The organism is Galbibacter sp. L-19 (genome assembly GCF_056857615.1).
The window spans coordinates 183,330-202,119 of record NZ_JBSXNL010000067.1 but is presented as its reverse complement, the minus strand read 5'-3'; the positions used below and the strand labels follow the sequence as shown (position 1 = coordinate 202,119).

Below are 18,790 nucleotides of genomic sequence, written 5' to 3'. Positions count from 1 at the left end.
TTTGAAGAGAAAATCCTACATCTAGAAATAGATCCCCCTCCAATATTAACTTAACAATAAAGAACATGAAAAAATTACTAGCCCTTAGTTTTTTATCAATTACGCTACTTTTAACAGCCTGTAGTGATGATGATGATGACATTTCTGATTACGACAGAGTTGTTACACAGCATTCTGAAAATTACTGGAATACAGAAAGCCCAACAACTTATTATCTTGTTGATAATATCCGATGGATTGAAGATCAAGATGGAAATGGAAATTCAAATCCGGCTATTACACGAGATTATGATGACGCTATTCTTTCTAGTATAGATTTAAATATGGGAGAATTAGGGTACACCAAAGTAAATACTATTGACGAAAACAATCTTCCAGACTTAATTATTACAGCTCAAGCTTTAGCTACTACCTATGCAGATATTGATATTATTTGGGATGGATGGTACGATTGGTGGGGTTATTATGATCCTTTCTATCCAGGATGGTATCCTGTTTATTACGAATGGACAGAAGGTACTATCTTTATTGAAATGGGAGATGCTAATACTTTAGATGAAGAAGAACAACAGATCGATATTGTCTGGGGAGCAGGAATTAACGGACTTGTTAGGGGTTCTCAAAGCGGAAACATACAGTTTATTAATGACCAAATCGACGAAGCATTTGACCAATCCGACGACTATTTAGAAATTAACTAATCAGTAAATAACTATTTCAATGAAAAAATTAATTCTTTTACTACTAATCCTAAGTGCAGGAGTAACAAAAGCACAAGACAGTCAAGATTATATAGATTTAATAAAAGCTAATCTTAACCTTGAACTTAAATCGTTTATCTATGAAGAATTGGAGCTTTCTCCTTCAGAAGAAGAAGCCTTTGCTCCTATTTTTGATAAATATTTGGATGAAAGCGGTGAGATTGCTGTTGAAAAAGCAGCTTTATTCGAGTTATATTCTAATAATCTTACAACATATACAGAAGATCAAATTAACGATTTAAACAAAGAAGTTATTAAAACAGATCTTCAAAAAGTAAAAACCGATAAAAAATATTACGGAAAATTTGTAAAAGCAATTGGCGTTAAGAAAACTACAAATTTCTTTTTCTTAAAAAGGTATCTCGACAATGTTGTTGATGGTGCTAAATTAGATTTTTTAGCAGAATAACATTTGTTTTTAAAGGTGTTAATCTACATTAATAAAGCGGTTTTTTAATTGATAATAATGTAAATTTGTACTACAAAAAGATTAATTCAAACTATGGATTTTAGAATAGAAAAAGATACAATGGGGGAAGTAAAAGTTCCTTCAGATAAGTTATGGGGAGCGCAAACAGAACGTTCTAGAAACAATTTTAAAATAGGAGCTCCTGCTTCTATGCCTCTTGAAGTAGTATATGGGTTTGCATACCTAAAAAAAGCTGCTGCTTATACCAATTGCGAACTCGGAGTTTTACCTATTGATAAAAGAGACCTTATTGCACAAGCTTGCGATGAAATTTTAGAAGGTAAACACGACGATCAATTTCCGCTTGTAATTTGGCAAACTGGTTCTGGTACGCAAAGTAATATGAATGTAAATGAAGTTATTGCAAACCGAGCTCACCAATTAGCTGGTAACAAAATTGGAGAAGGCGACAAAACCTTACAACCAAATGACGATGTAAATAAATCACAATCTTCTAACGACACTTTTCCTACAGGAATGCATATTGCTGCCTATAAAATGGTTGTAGAAAATACCATTCCTGGAGTAACTCAACTGAGAAATACTTTAAAAAAGAAATCGGAAGAATTTAAAAATGTAGTTAAGATTGGAAGAACGCATCTTATGGATGCTACACCACTTACATTAGGACAAGAGTTTTCTGGATATGTTTCTCAATTAGACCACGGTTTAAAAGCATTAAACAACACTTTAGAGCATCTTTCTGAACTTGCCTTAGGTGGAACTGCTGTAGGAACTGGTTTAAATGCCCCAAAAGGATATGCAAAACGTGTAGCTGAATTTATTGCAAAATTTACAGAACACCCTTTTAAATCGGCCGACAATAAATTTGAGGCTTTAGCTGCTCATGATGCTTTTGTAGAAACACATGGAGCTTTAAAGCAGTTAGCTGTTTCTTTGAATAAAATTGCAAACGATATTAGATTAATGGCTTCTGGCCCTAGAAGTGGAATTGGAGAGATTAATATTCCTGCTAACGAGCCAGGAAGTTCTATTATGCCTGGAAAAGTAAATCCTACACAATGTGAAGCATTAACAATGGTTTGCGCGCAAGTAATGGGGAATGATGTTGCTTTAACTGTTGGAGGAGCTCAAGGTCATTATGAGCTTAATGTTTTCAAACCTATGATGGCGGCAAACCTATTACAATCGGCTAGACTTATTGGAGATGCATGTGCTAGTTTTGAAGAGCATTGTGCTAGCGGAATCGAACCAAATACAAAACGTATTAAAGAACTTTTAAATAATTCTTTAATGCTGGTAACTGCTTTAAATACTAAAATAGGATATTATAAAGCTGCGGAAATTGCAAATAAAGCGCATGAAGAAGGAACTACCTTAAAAGAAGCTGCATTAGCATTAAATTATCTTACTGCTGAAGAGTTTGACGAATGGGTAAAACCTGAAGATATGGTTGGTGGATTAAAATAATCCGTTCAATTAATCATAAAAAAATTGTAAAGTGGCTGCCTAAAAAGTAATTTGTAGTTGTCGAACTGAGCTTGTCGAACTGAGCTTGTCGAACTGAGCTTGTCGAAGTTTTACACTACTAACTCTCAAAAAAATCCTTCAACAAGCTCAGGATGACATTTAGGGTTTAAATACTTTTTAGACAGCCACTATTTTTATTATTTTTCTGAATCAATTTATAAATGCCATATATGAAAAATAGCGTCAAATTCTGTTTAACTGCTTTAACTTTATTAAGTTTTTCATGTAAAGAAAAGCCAAAAGAGAAAGAAGAAAACATTATAGAACTTGGGAAACTAAACAAAGAAACCATTCTAGACCAAGTCCCAACAGCAGAATGTTACTTATTTGTTCAAGGAAAAGATTCCATTAAATTATCCATAGAAAAATCTGAAGATGTTGTTACTGGAAGTTTAGCTTATAAATTTTATGAAAAGGATAAAAGCTTTGGAACAATTAATGGAAAATTAAATGGCGATATTTTAAAAGCAGATTATACGTTTCAAGCGGAAGGAACTACATCTACTCGTGAAGTTATTTTTATGAAAGATGGCGACAAATTTATTCCTGGATATGGAGAAACTATCGATAAAGACGGGAAATTTGTTTTTAAAGACAATACAAAACTTGATTTTAATACCACACAAGCGCTTATCAAAGTAGATTGCGAATAATCCTTCTACGACTATAAACACACAGGGTTTTTAGTAGACTATTTTATTCTGTTTGTAACAAATTTACAAATATGCTTTCTATTCCTTTCTTAGTCCTCCTGTAATAAAATTGTAGGGTTTTATTTCATATTAAAAACAATTGTTGTCCGATAAAAGTTAACTGAATTTATTGGACACTACTTATATCAAGGCTCAAATGAGGTTTTCAAAATAGACCCTATGCTATTAATAAAAATGAATAAAAAGAGAATTTTTAATAATATTGTTTCTTTAAACCACTTATTTTATGACGGTTAAGATTAATTTTTTCTCTTGTCTCTTATCTTTTGCCTTTTGTTCTTACAGCGAAACGGTCTTGTATTTCTATTCGGGCACTAATGATTATAAAATAATAAAAAAAGCCTATCAAAACATAATTTTTGACAGGCTTTTAGATTTGTTATATTCTAAAAAAAGCTAACTATATAGTTTAATTAGCTTTTATACATTTTAGCACGTTGCTCTTTAATAGAATTATCGCTCATATAATCATCAAAAGATAAATAACGATCTATTGTTCCGTTTGGTGTTAACTCAATAATTCTGTTAGCAATAGTTTGTGTAAACTCATGGTCATGAGAAGTTAGCATTATTGTTCCAGGGAACTTCTTTAATGAGTTGTTAAATGCTGTAATACTCTCTAAGTCTAAGTGATTTGTAGGCTCATCTAGCATTAACACATTTCCTCTTATCATCATCATTCTACTCAACATACAACGTACTTTCTCCCCTCCAGATAATACACGCCCTGTTTTTAACGCTTCTTCTCCACTAAAAAGCATTTTTCCTAAAAACCCACGAACAAACACCTCTTCTCTTTCTTCTTCTGTTTTTGCATATTGGCGTAACCAATCTACTAACGTATCATCATTATCAAAAAAGGAAGCGTTATCTGCTGGTAAATAAGCTTGAGTGGTTGTAATTCCCCATTGGAATTTCCCAGAGTCTGGCTTAAGATTGTCGTTTATAATTTCGTAAAAAGCAGTAGTTGCTCTAGAATCTTTTGAAATAATAGCCACTTTATCTCCTTTTGCCAAATTAATATCTACTCCATTAAATAAAACATCCCCATCAATACTAGCAGTTAATCCTTCCACATTTAGTATCTGGTCTCCAGCCTCACGCTCACGCTCAAAAATAATAGCAGGATAACGTCTACTAGAAGGTTTTATCTCATCTACTTTTAATTTTTCTAACATTTTTTTACGAGATGTAGCTTGTTTACTTTTTGCTACATTGGCGCTAAAACGTTGAATAAACTCATTTAATTCTTTAGCCTTATCTTCTGCCTTTTTATTTTGTTGTGCTCTTTGTCTAGCGGCAAGCTGACTACTTTCATACCAGAAAGTATAGTTTCCACTGTACACATTTACTTTTCCAAAATCTATATCTGCAATACTTGTACAAACAGCATCTAAGAAGTGACGGTCGTGAGAAACAACTATTACCGTATTTTCATAATTAGCTAAGAAATTTTCAAGCCAAGAAATGGTTTCAAAGTCCAAGTCGTTCGTAGGCTCATCCATAATAAGCACATCTGGATTTCCAAATAACGCTTGTGCTAATAAAACACGTACTTTTTGTTTCCCATCTAAATCCGACATTAAACTATAATGTAAATCTTCAGAAATTCCTAAGTTAGACAGTAAAGCAGCAGCATTACTATCGGCATTCCAGCCATCCATTTCTTCAAACTGAACTTGCAACTCCCCTATTCTATCTGCATTTTCATCGGAATAGTCGGCATACAGCTCGTCCATTTCTTTTTTTATGGCAAACAAAGGTTTATTTCCGCTTAACACAGTTTCTAAAACTGGAGTATCGTCATAAGCATAGTGATCCTGTTCTAAAACAGACATACGCTTACCTGGTTCCAAATGAACATGTCCGCTAGTGGGATCTTGCTTTCCAGATAATATTTTTAAAAATGTTGATTTTCCGGCACCATTAGCACCTATAATTCCGTAGCAATTTCCTTGAGTAAAAGCAACATTTACTTCATCAAACAAAACTCTCTTTCCAAATTGTACAGATAAATTAGAAACTGATAACATTCACTATTGTTTTTAATTATTCGCGCTGCAAAAGTAACAAAATTAACACACAATTAGGGTACAATGGTAAACGTTAAAAACACTTATTTAACTTCATGTTAACATTAAACTATACTCGGCTTTTATAGATTTGTTACATATGATGCTTAAAAACATCAAAACGTTATATGAAGTACTCTTTTTTAGCGCTAATTATCGCCCTCACCTATAGTTGTTCAGAGTCTCCTACAAAAACTTATTTTGGCGGAGAGGTTGTCAACCCTAACTCCGACTATGTCTATTTGTACTATGATAATAATGTTATAGATTCCTCTAAAATTGACCAAAGTAATCGTTTTTCGTTCAAATTAGACAATGTTAAAGATGGCCTTTATCACTTTGATCATAATGAGTATCAATACATTATATTAGAAAAAGGCGATAGCTTATTAATGCGACTTAATACCCTAGATTTTGATGAATCTTTGGTGTATTCTGGAATGGGTTCAGAAAAAAATAATTTTTTGATAGACATGTTCCTTATTTATGAAGATGAAGAAAAAGCGGTGAATAAGTATAGTGAACTCTCTCCTGAAGAATTTTTAACTAAAATTGATTCGCTTAAAAGCATGAAAGAAACGCTCTTAAACGATATTAATACCAAAGATCCTTTATCTCCAATTGCCAAACATATTGCACAAGGCGCTGTTAATTATAGATATTTTACCGATATGGAAGAATATCCATTTATTAATAAAAGAAGAAACGGTTTAACAAAAATAGCCAATTTACCAGCTAACTTTTACAGCTTTAGAAAAGAAGTTGATTATAACGATACGTTGTTAATGTATTACAAACCATATTTTAATTACCTAGTAATTCATTTTAACAACCTTGCATACAATTATTGTAAAAATGAATGTAATGGAGATTTAAATTACATAGAACGCTCTTTGCACTACAGTACTCATAAACTACAATTAATTGATAGTGTTGTTACAAAAAATAAAACCATAAGAGATAATTTAACTCGAAATGTAGCTTTTTCTTTCCTATTAGGGAGACACTCAAGAGCACATAATGAAGAATTTATGGACGCCTTCCATAAATACGCAGGTAAAAATCAGCATGAAGAAGAGATAAATAATTTTTATCAAAACGTTCAGAACTTACAAAAAGGGCTAACGCTGCCTCCTATTCATTTAGTAGATATTAAAGGCAATAAGGTTACAATAGACTCCATGTCTTACAAAAAGAATACTGTTTTTTACTTTTGGAATTACCACCAAAGAGACCACCAAGCAAATGTTTTAACTCGAATTGAACGCTTAAAGAAAGATTATCCTAATTATAATTATGTAGGAATAAATGTTAACGAAGATCGGTCAGAATGGTTACAAAATTTAGCTTCTATTTCTAAATTAGGAGATACTTTAGAACAATACCAAACTGATAATATTGACGAACTTCTAGGAAGTTTGGTTATAAAAAGCTTAAATAAAATTATAATAGTAGATAATAAAGGAAAAATAATAGATGGATTTGGAGATATTTATCATCGTAAAAGCTTAGAGACAAGCCTAAGCGATAGTATGAAAAAATAATTTTTTTGTCAATTATCTAATAAAAAGAATCAATTAATAAGAGGCTATCTAAAACCTATATGCCGTCCTGAGCTTGTTGAAGGACTTTTTGAGTGTTAGTTGTTTAAAACTTCGACAAGCTCAGTTCGACAAGCTCAGTTTGACAACTATGAATTAATTTTTAGATAGCCTCTAATTAAATAATATACAATTATAGTTTTACGACTGATATTCTTTCACAATATTCATTCGAAGTTTCCTAAAGTAATCTTCCGCCAACCAATCGCGGTAATTTTTAGTACTTTTACTTATACAGTATGAATAGCGTTTAATTCTGCTATCAATATCGTCTTTCAGCTCCATTGCAAGCATTCTAGCTTCATAAGCATCTTCACTATTATCAACACACATTTCTGTATGCTGTTTTAAAGAACGCTCCAATATAATTTTTGAACGCAATCCTTTTTTTATTGTTTCATCATAAATTTCTTCAATATTTAAAGAAACATCATCCGTTTTTTCAAACTTTTTTCGGAGTTGAGCTGGCATTTCGTAAACAAAATTGCTTTCAATTTCCTCATCATCTTTAATATTCTCCAAGTAAAAATCTGGATACCTAAAAATATGTTGCCAATCTACTGGTTCACTCCACAAACCAAAACGAGCCACGTTATTTCCTAAATCAATTACAGTAAATTTATCTTTCCCATCTAAAACTCTTGATCCACGACCTATCATCTGGAAATATAAGGTTAGAGAACGTGTTGCTCTATTTAAAATAATGGTTTCTACAGAAGGTTCATCAAATCCAGTTGTAAGAATACTCACCGAACTTAAAATAGCATCAGGAGTATTTTTAAACCACTTTAAAATCTCTTTTCTGTCTTTATTACTATGCGTATTATCTAAATGACGAACAGGATATCCAGCCTCTCTAAACATTTCATAAACATACCAAGACGTGTTAATTCCGTTATTAAAAATAAGCGTTTTCTTCCCTTTAGATTTTTCCTCATAAGCAAATAAAAGCTTTTCTTGCATTTCTAAATTGGAGTACAAAGCTTCGGAAGATTTAACGGTATAATCTCCATTAATACCCACTTTAAGCGTTCCTAAACCAACATCATAAGAATAGGTTTCCGCTTTAGCTAAGAAGCCTTTTTGGATTAACGTTTTTATAGCCTCTCCAATTATAAGTTCGTTATAATTATCCTTCATCGGAAGTTTTATATTTGAACTCAATGGTGTTGCTGTTACTCCAAGAATAAAACTATTCTTAAAATAGGAAAGCAATTTTCTGAAAGAATTATAATGTGCCTCATCAATAATAACCAAACCAACATCGTCTATTTCCAGTTTATTATCGTTCAGTCTATTTTTAAGAGTTTCCACCATGGCTACAAAGCACATATACTCCGCTTGATCTGGAAGTTCTTTTACTTTGCTATTAATTACTTTATTCTTTACATTAAAGCCACGCAGCATTTTTGAGGTTTGTTTACTTAACTCAATTCTATGTGTAAGCACAACAACCTTTTTGTTATATTCTTGAATGTAGCGACGTACAATTTCAGAAAATATTACAGTTTTCCCTCCCCCTGTAGGCAATTGATACAGCAGATGATAATTATTATCTTGATTCTGGATACGATCAAAAATTTGGTCTATGGCCCCTTTTTGATAGTCGTAGAGCTCCTTTTTATCTTCTTCTTTAATCGTAAGCATACTTATTATTATGGTAAATAGTTAAACGTGCAAATTTAGCTAGTTTTATGGTTAAAGTGAAATTTTAAGCCTAGATAAACATAAGATTAACAAAGAAACTTAATTTCCTTATACTTTATCACATCAAAATAACTGATAACTAGCCTTTTATAGAATCCTTAACATTATTGCTATTGCCTTTCCATTAATTTACTGTAGTTTCGTGGCTTAAATAAAAACAAAGGTTTGTAACGGTTTACAAACACAATTAAAATTTTTATATGAGTCAAGTAAAGGAAAACGACACAGTTAAAGTTCATTACACAGGAAAATTAGTAGACGGACAAGTTTTTGATAGTTCTTTAGAAAGAGAACCATTAGAATTTAAGCTTGGAGAGGGTCAGTTAATTCCTGGATTTGAGAACGGAATTTTAAATATGGCGGTTAACGAAAAAAAGACTATTAATATTCCATCTTCTGAAGCTTATGGAGAAGTAAGACAAGAATTACTTCAAGAAATTCCAAAAAATGAACTTCCAGAAGATATAAAACCTGAAGTAGGAATGGGACTTGTTTCTCGTACTCCAGAAGGAAGAGAAATCCAATTAGTGGTTGCAGATGTAAAAGACGAATCTATCGTTGTTGATGCAAATCATCCATTAGCTGGAAAAGATTTAATATTTGAGATTGAAGTTTTAGAGATTAAATAATCCAAACTTTGTAAAATATGTAATGCCTGAGGATGTAAATTTCTCAGGCATTTTTTTTATAATATTTTCTTAACAAAACAACGAAAATCCTCTCAACTCTTAAATTTAACCCAATTTATCTATCCAAAAGTCAATAAGACCCCCATTTATTTGCTTTTTTGAAAAAAAAATCGTACTAATGCGAGGTTATTATCAAAATATAGAAAAAATATATGAGACAACTAAAAATTATAAAGCAGGTAACCAACCGTGAATCTAAATCGTTAGATAAATATCTTCAAGATATTAGTAAAATCGATATGATTACAGCCGATGAAGAAGTTGAGTTGGCACAACGTATTAGAGAAGGTGACCAAATTGCTTTAGAAAAGTTGACAAAAGCTAACTTACGCTTCGTTGTTTCAGTAGCAAAACAATATCAAAACCAAGGATTAAAACTTCCCGATTTAATTAATGAAGGAAATCTTGGACTCGTAAAAGCTGCCAAAAGATTTGATGAAACCCGTGGTTTTAAATTCATTTCTTATGCGGTATGGTGGATTCGTCAATCTATTCTTCAAGCCTTGGCAGAACAGTCGAGAATCGTAAGACTCCCGCTTAATAAAATTGGTTCTATCAATAAAATCAATAAAGCATACTCCTTTTTAGAACAAGAACACGAAAGAGCTCCATCTGCAGAAGAAATAGCTAAAGAGCTTGATATGACAGTGAAAGATGTAAAACAGTCCATGAAAAATTCTGGAAGACACCTTTCTATGGATGCTCCTTTAAAAGAAGGAGAAACCTCTAATTTATATGATGTTGTTCGTTCTGGAGAATCTCCAAATCCAGATAAAAATCTTTTACACGATTCGTTAAACATCGAAATAAATAGAGCTTTAGAAACGCTTACTACTAGAGAAGCCGATGTAATAAGACTAAATTACGGAATTGGCGACCAGCAACCAATGACTCTTGAAGAAATTGGGGATGTTTTTGATTTAACAAGAGAGCGTGTGCGACAAATAAGAGAAAAAGGAATTAGAAGACTTCGACATAATTCGCGAAGCAAAATTTTAAAAATGTATTTAGGATAGTTTTTAATTCTTTTAAAAATATTCATTCTAAAAATCCCGCTTCATCCAAGCGGGATTTTTTTTCGTACATACTGTATCAAGAAGGATAACTTTAATAGTCCTTTAACCCAACTTCATTTAAATATTTTGTTTGTTTGTAATTATGATAAAAACCTACTTTAAGAAGTATAAAAAACAGATTTTAATAGCTATAGCTAGTCTTTTTGGCCTATTTATAATTTTTATATTAAGCGTTTATTTGGGTGCATGGGGACATATGCCAAACGAAAAGGAATTAGCCAATTTACAACTCGACCAGGCTACAGAAATCCTTTCAGACGATGGAACCTTACTTGGAAAAATATATATTAACGACCGCCAACCTGTTCCTTTTGACAGTATTCCTAAAAATTTAATAGATGCATTAGTAGCCACAGAAGATGCACGCTTTTATGAGCATAATGGGGTAGACAACCGCAGCTTGCTTAGAGTATTTTTTAAGTCGATTTTACTACAAGATGAATCTTCTGGAGGAGGAAGCACTATAACACAACAACTAGCAAAAAATTTATATCCACGGAAAAATTTAGGTTCACTTGGTATTATTGTACATAAATTAAGAGAATCTATTATTGCAAAACGACTAGAAGATGTGTATTCCAAAGATGAAATCTTATTACATTATTTAAACACCGTTCCGTTTAGCGATAATACTTTTGGAATTGAAAGCGCCTCCAAGCATTTTTTTAATAAGTCTGCCGTAAATCTATCTACCATTGAAGCGGCTACTTTAGTTGGGTCTTTAAAGGCTACGTACTACTACAATCCGAAGTTGTTTCCAGAAAGAAGTAAACAGCGTAGAAATGTAGTTTTGAGTCAGATGAAAAACTACGAATATTTAAACGAAGAAGCTTATGATACCCTTTCCAAAGATTCTTTAAAACTAGACATTCAGCAATATAGTTATAACGACGGATTAGCTCCTTATTTTAGAGAACACGTACGTTTGTACCTAAAAGAATGGTTAAAACAGTATAACGAAAAGAAAGACACTTCTATAAATTTTTATACTGATGGGCTTAAAATCCACACTACTATTAATTATGAGATGCAAAAATTGGCGGAGGAGTCCGTACAAGAACATCTGAGCAAGCTCCAACAACAGTTTGAAGAAAGTTATGGAAAAAATGCTCCTTGGCTAACTGACAAAGATTTGATTGAAACAGAACTTGCAAAAACCATAGCTTACAAGAAACTAAAAACTCAAGGATTAAAGAAAGAACAAATAGTAGACTCCCTTCAGCAGAAAAAAGAAATTACTGTGTTTAATTGGAACGGAAAGTCAAAAGAAAATTTAAGTACTCTTGATAGTTTACAGCACTATTTAAAATTTCTTAATTGTGGTTTTGTGGCTATAAATCCAAAAAATGGAGCTTTAAAAACTTGGATTGGCGGTATTAATTATGAATATTTTAAATACGATCATGTAATCCAAAGTAAACGGCAAGTAGGCTCCACATTTAAACCTTTTGTATATACTACTGCCTTGGAAAATGGAATCGATCCATGCACCTATTTTTCGGTGGCGCCAGTTGCTTATGAGAATTTAAAAGGTTGGGAACCCACAAACGCTTCCAACAAAGAAGAAGAGGAATACATGAACTATTCTATGGAATATGCCTTGAGTAATTCTATAAATACTATTGCAGTGAAAGTATTGGAAAAAGCAGGAATACAAAATACCATTTTACAAGCGCAGAAAATGGGAATTAGCTCTACCCTTCCAGAAGTTCCTTCCATTGCGCTTGGAACGGCCGAAGTAAGCTTAATGGAAATGGCTAAAGCCTATACCACTTACGTAAATAATAGTGTGCCTACTACTCCATTTTTTATCAATAAAATTGAAGATGATAAAGGAAATGTATTATTGGAGAATAAACAGAAGGAAAAAGAAGGAGAGAAGGCTTTTTCTGATACTACAAGAGAGATTATGCTCCAAATGATGAAATCTACAATTAACAGTGGAACAGCTACTAGACTTCGAAATAGTTACGGTTTAAAAAATGATATTGCGGGTAAAACTGGAACCACACAAAACAATAAAGACGCTTGGTTTGTAGGAATTACACCTAAACTGGTTAGCGTTACTTGGGTAGGGCTTGACAACCACAAAATAGGCTTTAAAACTACAGCCATGGGGCAAGGCGCTAATGCTGCGCTCCCCATTTTTGGGCGATGGATGCAAAAAATGAATCGGGAGAAAGAATTAAACCCTGTTACTCAAGCTAAGTTTGAAACACCTTCTAAAGAGATATTGGAAAGCTTGGATTGTAATCCAGAAAAAAGAGATGGCTTTTTTAAACGATTGTTTTCAAATCCAGATAAAAAGAAAAGTAAAAAATTTAAAACTAAGGCATAATTGAATTGCCTCTCTACTTTTTAAACTAAATTTGCAGAGAATATTATTTTTATGAAGGAAAATCAGGAACTTCTTGCTCGTTTAAGTTGTTATATACACGATTGGCTACTAGATAGTGGCTACGCTATTGGAACAGCACAAAAAATTAACCTTTTAGTTAATATTGTTGTTGTAACCGTTGTTGTATATATTATTGACATTTTACTGAGAACTTTTGTAGTAAAATTCTTTTTAGCTTTTACCAATAAAAGTAAAACCACTTTTGATGATTATCTTGTAAAAAGTAACTTTCCAAAATACATAGCGCATATCATTCCTTTTATAATTATTAAGAATATGATACCCTATGTATTTACAGATTTCCCAGGGTTACATGTGTTTTTTTCTAAGGTAACAGATATTTACCTAATCCTTCTTGTTGTTTTTATCCTGAGAAGTATTGTACGGACAACAAAAAATTACTTACGAACTACCGATAGATTTTATGACAAACCACTTGATAGTTATGCACAGGTAGTAATTATATTTATTTGGTTCTTCGGATTGATTTTTATCTTTTCGGAATTGGCTGGAATATCTATTGTAAAATTCTTAACTACTTTAGGAGCAGCTTCTGCAATTTTACTTTTAATTTTTAAAGACACTATTTTAGGGTTTGTTGCAAGTATCCAAACGTCTGCTAACGATATGGTTAGAATTGGAGATTGGATAACAATGGAAAAATATGGAGCCGATGGAGATGTTGTTGAAATTAATTTGGCTACCGTAAAAGTTAGAAATTTCGATTATACAATTACTACTATCCCTACCTATGCTTTAATTTCTGATTCTTTTAAAAATTGGAGAGGAATGCAAGAAAGTGGCGGTAGACGTATTAAGAGATCTATTTTTATTAAGGCTGCAAGCGTAAAATTCCTTTCTGCGGAAGATTTAGAAAAATATAGTAGCATTCAGGCCGTCCAGCAATATATAAACACTAGACAAAAAGACATTAATAAGTTTAATAAAGAACAAGGTTATAATAAAGACCTAAACATTGTAAACGGAAGAAATCAAACCAACCTTGGGATTTTTAGAAAGTACTGCGATTTATACTTACAAAATCATTCTGCTACCAATAAAGATATGCTAATGATGACAAGACATTTAGCACCTACAGCACAAGGTATTCCAATAGAAATTTATGTGTTTTCTAGTGATAAACGCTGGGAAAATTACGAACGTATTATGGCCGATATTTTTGAACATATCATTGCTGCAGTTCCGCACTTTGATTTAGAAATATTTGAATCGCCTTCTGGAACAGATATAAGTAAACTAAATAACTCCTAACATAATTTATGTTTATAATCAATTAAAAATTTTTAGGCAATTCTTAATAAACCCTTACTAAGGATTTAAAAAAGTGTTGGCACATCCCCATCTTTAGTTTTTGGAACCACTAGATCCGTTCCCAACTCTTTATTGAGCTTTTTAATAAAATAAGCCGATAGCAATGGCGAAGCTTCTTCTAAATTTTGATGCACAAAAAAGTTCACATTAGACAAACCTTGAGTTTTCCATACTTTTATGCGTTCAATCCAATCGTCTAAACGTTTATAATCTGTGGGATGGTTTGCTCCTACATATCTAATAAAAGCTTCATTATTAGTTAACCTCATATGCAATAAATCTCTTCTCCCAGCAGTATCAACCAAAATATTTGCAACATTATTTTCTTCTAATAAATTATATAATTCTTCTGCAACCACCTCATCATTAAACCAGTCTGTATGTCTAAATTCAACAGCCAACGGAAGTTCCTTTGACCAACTTTCAACAAAGGCCACTACTCTATCAAAATTTTTAGGTCCAAAATTGTTGTGCATCTGTAAGAATATTGTTCCTAATTTATCTTTAAAATGAACCACTCCATCCAGATATTCAGGTAAAAAATTTTCAAAATCTATAAGTCTTTTCATGTGACTAACCATTTGGTTTACTTTTGGAAAAAACTTGAAATCTACTGGAACCTTATCATACCATTTTTCAAATTGTTCAATTGGAAAATTTCGATAAAAAGTAGAATTCATTTCAATAGAATTAAACTGAGTTGCGTAATAAACAAGCTCATCTTTTGTTCCCCGAGGATAAAAATTCTTTAAATCCTGTTTATTCCATTTTGCACATCCTACATGAACACTAAATTCTAACTTTTCTTCCTTAAAACGTGCTAAGGTTTTCTTCGTATTTGGGTGATCCTCACAGAGATAAAAATCTATGTTTTCTGGGTTATTTACTTTTCCAAACTTCATTTTAATAAAATTTATATAAAGTTATAAAATTCAAACATAGTACAAGAGTTAATAATTTTTTAATCTTTAAAATAACATACCATTAATCTTTCATTAATTTATCATTAATACTTCATCGATTATTTTCGTACGAAAATACACTATTATTAAATTCATAATTTATACATATCAATAATGATAAATCTCTAATTATTTGAATAAAAATTTTACAATTACATTAAATTTTACCTATTTTTAACCGAATTATGATATCATTAACATAATTCTGCTAACTAAATGTTTAACCAAAATTAAATGTGTGAAAAACTATTTGACAACTTTCAAAAAGCTATTTTTCCCTTTACTGCTAACACTTTTTAGTGTAAGTATGTACGCTAACAAAGGGGATCTGATTAAAGAACAATCGGAAGATCAAGAACAAGTAACCGGAACTGTAATAGACGCAGAAACCGGAACTCCTATTCCAGGAGCAACTGTAATTGAAAAAGGCAGTACAAACGGTACTACTACAGATTTTGATGGAAATTATTCTATCTCGGTAAGTAGTGATGCTGTCTTGTCTTTTTCTTACATAGGGTTTCAAACCCAAGAAATTCCTGTAAACGGACAAACAGAAGTCAATGCAACTCTTTCTCAAGATGTCACCGCTCTTGATGAAATTGTAGTTGTAGGTTACGGTACGCAACGTAAGCAAGACTTAACGGGAGCTATTTCTGTAGTTAAAACAGATGAATTAGTACAACAGCCTAGTGCTGAAGTTACCAATCAGCTTCAAGGTAGAGTTTCTGGGGTTACTATTACTGGAGGTGGACAACCAGGAGAAGCTCCTCAAGTAAAAATACGTGGCGCTAATACGTTTGGAAACAATACTCCTCTATATGTAGTAGATGGTATTCCTACAGACGGAATTGGAGATTTAAATCCAAATGATGTAGAAACAATGCAAGTATTAAAAGATGCTGCTTCTGCTTCTATTTATGGTTCTAGAGCTGCTAATGGAGTTATCATTATTACCACTAAAAAAGGAAAAGGTAAAATGAAAATCTCTTACGATACTTATTATGGAATGCAATTGGTACAAAGCGGAAATCCATGGAATATTTTAGATTCTCAGGAAATGGCCGACTTAAATTGGATAGCACAACGTAATACAAATCCAGGGACAGCGCCTTCAAGTTCTCAATACGGAAACGGTGCAAATCCTGTTTTACCTAACTACATAGCCCCTGTGGGAGCTAATACAGTTAACGAGGCACTTTACAACGTAAATCCAGAATACACCAACCCAAGTGATATTGATAATTTCTATAGAATTGTAAAGGCTAATAAGCAAGGGACTAATTGGTTTCAAGAAATATTTAGTCCTGCAAGTATTCAAAGTCATAACTTATCGGTTAGTAATGGAACCGAAAAAGGAAGCTATATGTTTTCTTTAAATTATTTTGATCAAGAAGGTACTTTAGAAAACACCTATTTGAAGCGTTATACTATCCGTGCTAATTCTTCTTACAATATTGGAGAGAATATTAGAATTGGAGAAAACATGAGTTTCACTATTAGAGATAATCCACAAATTGATGCACTTACAGAAGGAAGCGCTATTGGAATGGCCTTTAGAAATCAACCTATTATTCCTGTTCACGACATCATGGGAAATTATGCTGGTTCTTTTGGAAGTGGATTAGGAAATGCTAAAAACCCAGTTGCTATTCAAGATAGATTACGTAACAATAGAGGGGTTTCTTCTAGAGTATTTGGAAATATTTTTGCTGAAATAGACTTTTTAGATCATTTCACTTTCAGAACTAGTTTTGGAGGACAATATTATTCCAATACCTTTAATTCCTTCCAGTTTCCTGAATATGAAAATTCTGAAAACTTATCTGTAAACCAGTATACTGAAGCAGCAGCTACGAACTTTAATTGGACATGGACAAATACCGTTAAATACCAAAATAGTTTTAATGATGTTCATAACCTAACCGTTCTTCTTGGTACAGAAGCGTACCAAAACAAAGGACGAGAAGTTGGAGGAACTACACAAAGCTATTTCTCTTTTGATCCAGATTATGTAACCTTAGACACGGGTTCTGGAACTCAAACAAATTACAGTTTTAAATATGCTGATGCACTTTCTTCTGTGTTTGGTAGACTTGATTATAATTATGACGACAGATATTTAGTAAGTGCTACTGTAAGACGTGATGGTTCTTCTAGATTTTTGAATGAACAATTTGGATGGTTTCCTGCATTTAGTGCGGGGTGGAATGTAACAAACGAAAGTTTTTTTCCAGAAACAAATTGGTTAAATGATTTAAAAATAAGAGGTGGATATGGAGTTATGGGGAATCAATTAAACGTAGATCCAGCCAATGCATTTACAACATTTGGAGGTAACAACAGAACTTCTTTCTATGCAATTGGAGGCGGAAATTCTTCCATCTCTGAAGGATTCCAACAAACAAGAATAGGAAATCCTGATGCAAAATGGGAAAAAAATATCAATTCAAACATCGGTATTGACTTATCTCTTTTTAATAGTACAGTGCAGTTAACTGCAGATTATTATAGAAAAGATATTGAAGACCTTTTATTCAATCCTAACTTACCTGCAACTGTTGGTACAGCAACTGTTCCTTATGTAAACATTGCAGAAATGACAAATAGTGGATTTGATATGGATTTATCAACCTATTTTAAATTAGGAAAAGATTTAAGATTAAACACCACTTTAACTCTTACAACTTACGATAATGAAATTGTTAAAGTTGCAGATGGTTTCCAGTATTTTGACTTAGAAGGAAGACGTTTTAATGGTAGTTCTATTATTAGAAATGCGGAAGGCAATTCAGTAAGTCAGTTCTTTGGATATCAAGTTGACGGCTTTTGGGATTCTCAAGATGAAATTGATCAAGCAAATGCCGATGCAATTGCAGCTACAGGAAACTCAAATGCCACCTATCAAAACGACGTAGCCGTTGGTAGATTTAGATACCAAGATATTAATGGAGATAATATTATTGACGATCAGGATAGAACATTTTTAGGAAATCCAAATCCAGATTTCACCTACGGGATAAATATTGAACTTATCTATAAAAATCTAGATTTTAGTATGTTTTTATATGGATCTCAAGGAAACGATATCTGGAACAATGTTCGTTGGTGGACCGATTTCTACAGTTCTTTCCAAGGAGCAAAAAGTCATACCGCCTTATACGACTCTTGGACTCCACAAAACACAAATGCTTCTGCTCCTATCCAGGAAACTACAGGTTCGTTTAGTACTGCTAATGTTCCTAATTCTTATTTTGTGGAAGATGGTTCTTATTTAAGAGCTCGACAAATACAATTAGGATATACGCTACCAAGCTCTTTATTAGATAAAATTAATATCACAAAATTAAGGTTATACGCCCAAATGGTAAATGCATTTACTATTACTTCATATTCTGGTTTAGATCCAGAAATCTCTGGAGACACTGTTAATTTTGGTATTGACGAAGGAGCATACCCTAATCAAAGACAAATTTTATTAGGACTTAATGTAATATTTTAATCATGAACCGAAATAATATA

At 32.4% G+C, this 18,790-nt stretch carries 13 protein-coding genes; 10 read left to right on the top strand and 3 right to left on the bottom strand.

Features of this window, described 5'->3' with window-relative positions; translation table 11 throughout:
• Nucleotides 1-65 precede the first annotated feature (65 nt).
• The 4 genes from AC13CQ_RS14200 (at nt 66) to AC13CQ_RS14185 (ending at nt 3,374) form a co-directional block, all read left to right on the top strand.
• Nucleotides 66-701 carry a DUF4136 domain-containing protein gene (locus AC13CQ_RS14200; RefSeq protein ID WP_474506632.1) on the top strand — a complete coding sequence of 212 codons (636 nt, stop codon included), beginning with the start codon at nt 66-68 and terminating at the stop codon, nt 699-701.
• 19 nt (nt 702-720) lie between these two features.
• Nucleotides 721-1,170 (top strand): hypothetical protein, encoded by a 450-nt coding sequence (locus AC13CQ_RS14195; protein ID WP_008614470.1) that lies wholly within the window; start codon nt 721-723, stop codon nt 1,168-1,170.
• 93 nt (nt 1,171-1,263) lie between these two features.
• Nucleotides 1,264-2,661: a class II fumarate hydratase gene (gene fumC, locus AC13CQ_RS14190; protein WP_008614469.1), complete on the top strand. Its 1,398-nt coding sequence runs from the start codon at nt 1,264-1,266 to the stop codon at nt 2,659-2,661.
• A 230-nt stretch (nt 2,662-2,891) separates the two neighbouring features.
• Nucleotides 2,892-3,374, top strand: a complete 483-nt coding sequence (locus AC13CQ_RS14185) for a hypothetical protein (RefSeq protein ID WP_008614468.1) — start codon at nt 2,892-2,894, stop codon at nt 3,372-3,374.
• 473 nt (nt 3,375-3,847) lie between these two features.
• Here AC13CQ_RS14185 and AC13CQ_RS14180 read toward each other — a convergent pair whose 3' ends face one another.
• On the bottom strand, nt 3,848-5,467 hold the full coding sequence (locus AC13CQ_RS14180) for an ABC-F family ATP-binding cassette domain-containing protein (RefSeq protein ID WP_008614466.1): 1,620 nt from the start codon (nt 5,465-5,467) through the stop codon (nt 3,848-3,850).
• A gap of 167 nt (nt 5,468-5,634) precedes the next feature.
• Here AC13CQ_RS14180 and AC13CQ_RS14175 point away from each other — a divergent pair, with 167 nt between their 5' ends.
• Nucleotides 5,635-7,050 carry a thioredoxin-like domain-containing protein gene (locus tag AC13CQ_RS14175; protein ID WP_335588353.1) on the top strand — a complete coding sequence of 472 codons (1,416 nt, stop codon included), beginning with the start codon at nt 5,635-5,637 and terminating at the stop codon, nt 7,048-7,050.
• A gap of 198 nt (nt 7,051-7,248) precedes the next feature.
• Here AC13CQ_RS14175 and AC13CQ_RS14170 read toward each other — a convergent pair whose 3' ends face one another.
• The gene (locus AC13CQ_RS14170; RefSeq protein ID WP_008614462.1) at nt 7,249-8,754 is read right to left on the bottom strand and encodes a DEAD/DEAH box helicase; all 1,506 of its coding nucleotides are present in this window, start codon (nt 8,752-8,754) and stop codon (nt 7,249-7,251) included.
• 260 nt (nt 8,755-9,014) lie between these two features.
• On the opposite strand from AC13CQ_RS14170, the gene AC13CQ_RS14165 reads away from it, so the two are divergent.
• The 4 genes from AC13CQ_RS14165 to AC13CQ_RS14150 all read left to right on the top strand — a co-directional run bounded on the left by AC13CQ_RS14165 (nt 9,015) and on the right by AC13CQ_RS14150 (nt 14,249).
• The gene (locus tag AC13CQ_RS14165) at nt 9,015-9,443 is read left to right on the top strand and encodes an FKBP-type peptidyl-prolyl cis-trans isomerase (RefSeq protein WP_008614453.1); all 429 of its coding nucleotides are present in this window, start codon (nt 9,015-9,017) and stop codon (nt 9,441-9,443) included.
• Between the two features lie 212 nt (nt 9,444-9,655).
• Complete coding sequence (locus AC13CQ_RS14160) at nt 9,656-10,519, top strand: sigma-70 family RNA polymerase sigma factor (RefSeq protein ID WP_008614450.1); 864 nt, start codon at nt 9,656-9,658, stop codon at nt 10,517-10,519.
• Between the two features lie 142 nt (nt 10,520-10,661).
• Nucleotides 10,662-12,917, top strand: a complete 2,256-nt coding sequence (locus AC13CQ_RS14155; RefSeq protein ID WP_474507669.1) for a penicillin-binding protein 1A — start codon at nt 10,662-10,664, stop codon at nt 12,915-12,917.
• Between the two features lie 51 nt (nt 12,918-12,968).
• Nucleotides 12,969-14,249, top strand: a complete 1,281-nt coding sequence (locus tag AC13CQ_RS14150) for a mechanosensitive ion channel family protein (RefSeq protein ID WP_335588355.1) — start codon at nt 12,969-12,971, stop codon at nt 14,247-14,249.
• Nucleotides 14,250-14,314: 65 nt separating this feature from the next.
• Here the strand turns inward: AC13CQ_RS14150 and AC13CQ_RS14145 are convergent, their stop codons facing one another.
• On the bottom strand, nt 14,315-15,211 hold the full coding sequence (locus tag AC13CQ_RS14145; protein WP_456867276.1) for a DUF72 domain-containing protein: 897 nt from the start codon (nt 15,209-15,211) through the stop codon (nt 14,315-14,317).
• Between the two features lie 298 nt (nt 15,212-15,509).
• Between AC13CQ_RS14145 and AC13CQ_RS14140 the strand changes: the two genes are divergently transcribed.
• Nucleotides 15,510-18,770 (top strand): SusC/RagA family TonB-linked outer membrane protein, encoded by a 3,261-nt coding sequence (locus tag AC13CQ_RS14140; protein WP_456867278.1) that lies wholly within the window; start codon nt 15,510-15,512, stop codon nt 18,768-18,770.
• The last annotated feature ends 20 nt before the right edge of the window (nt 18,771-18,790 follow it).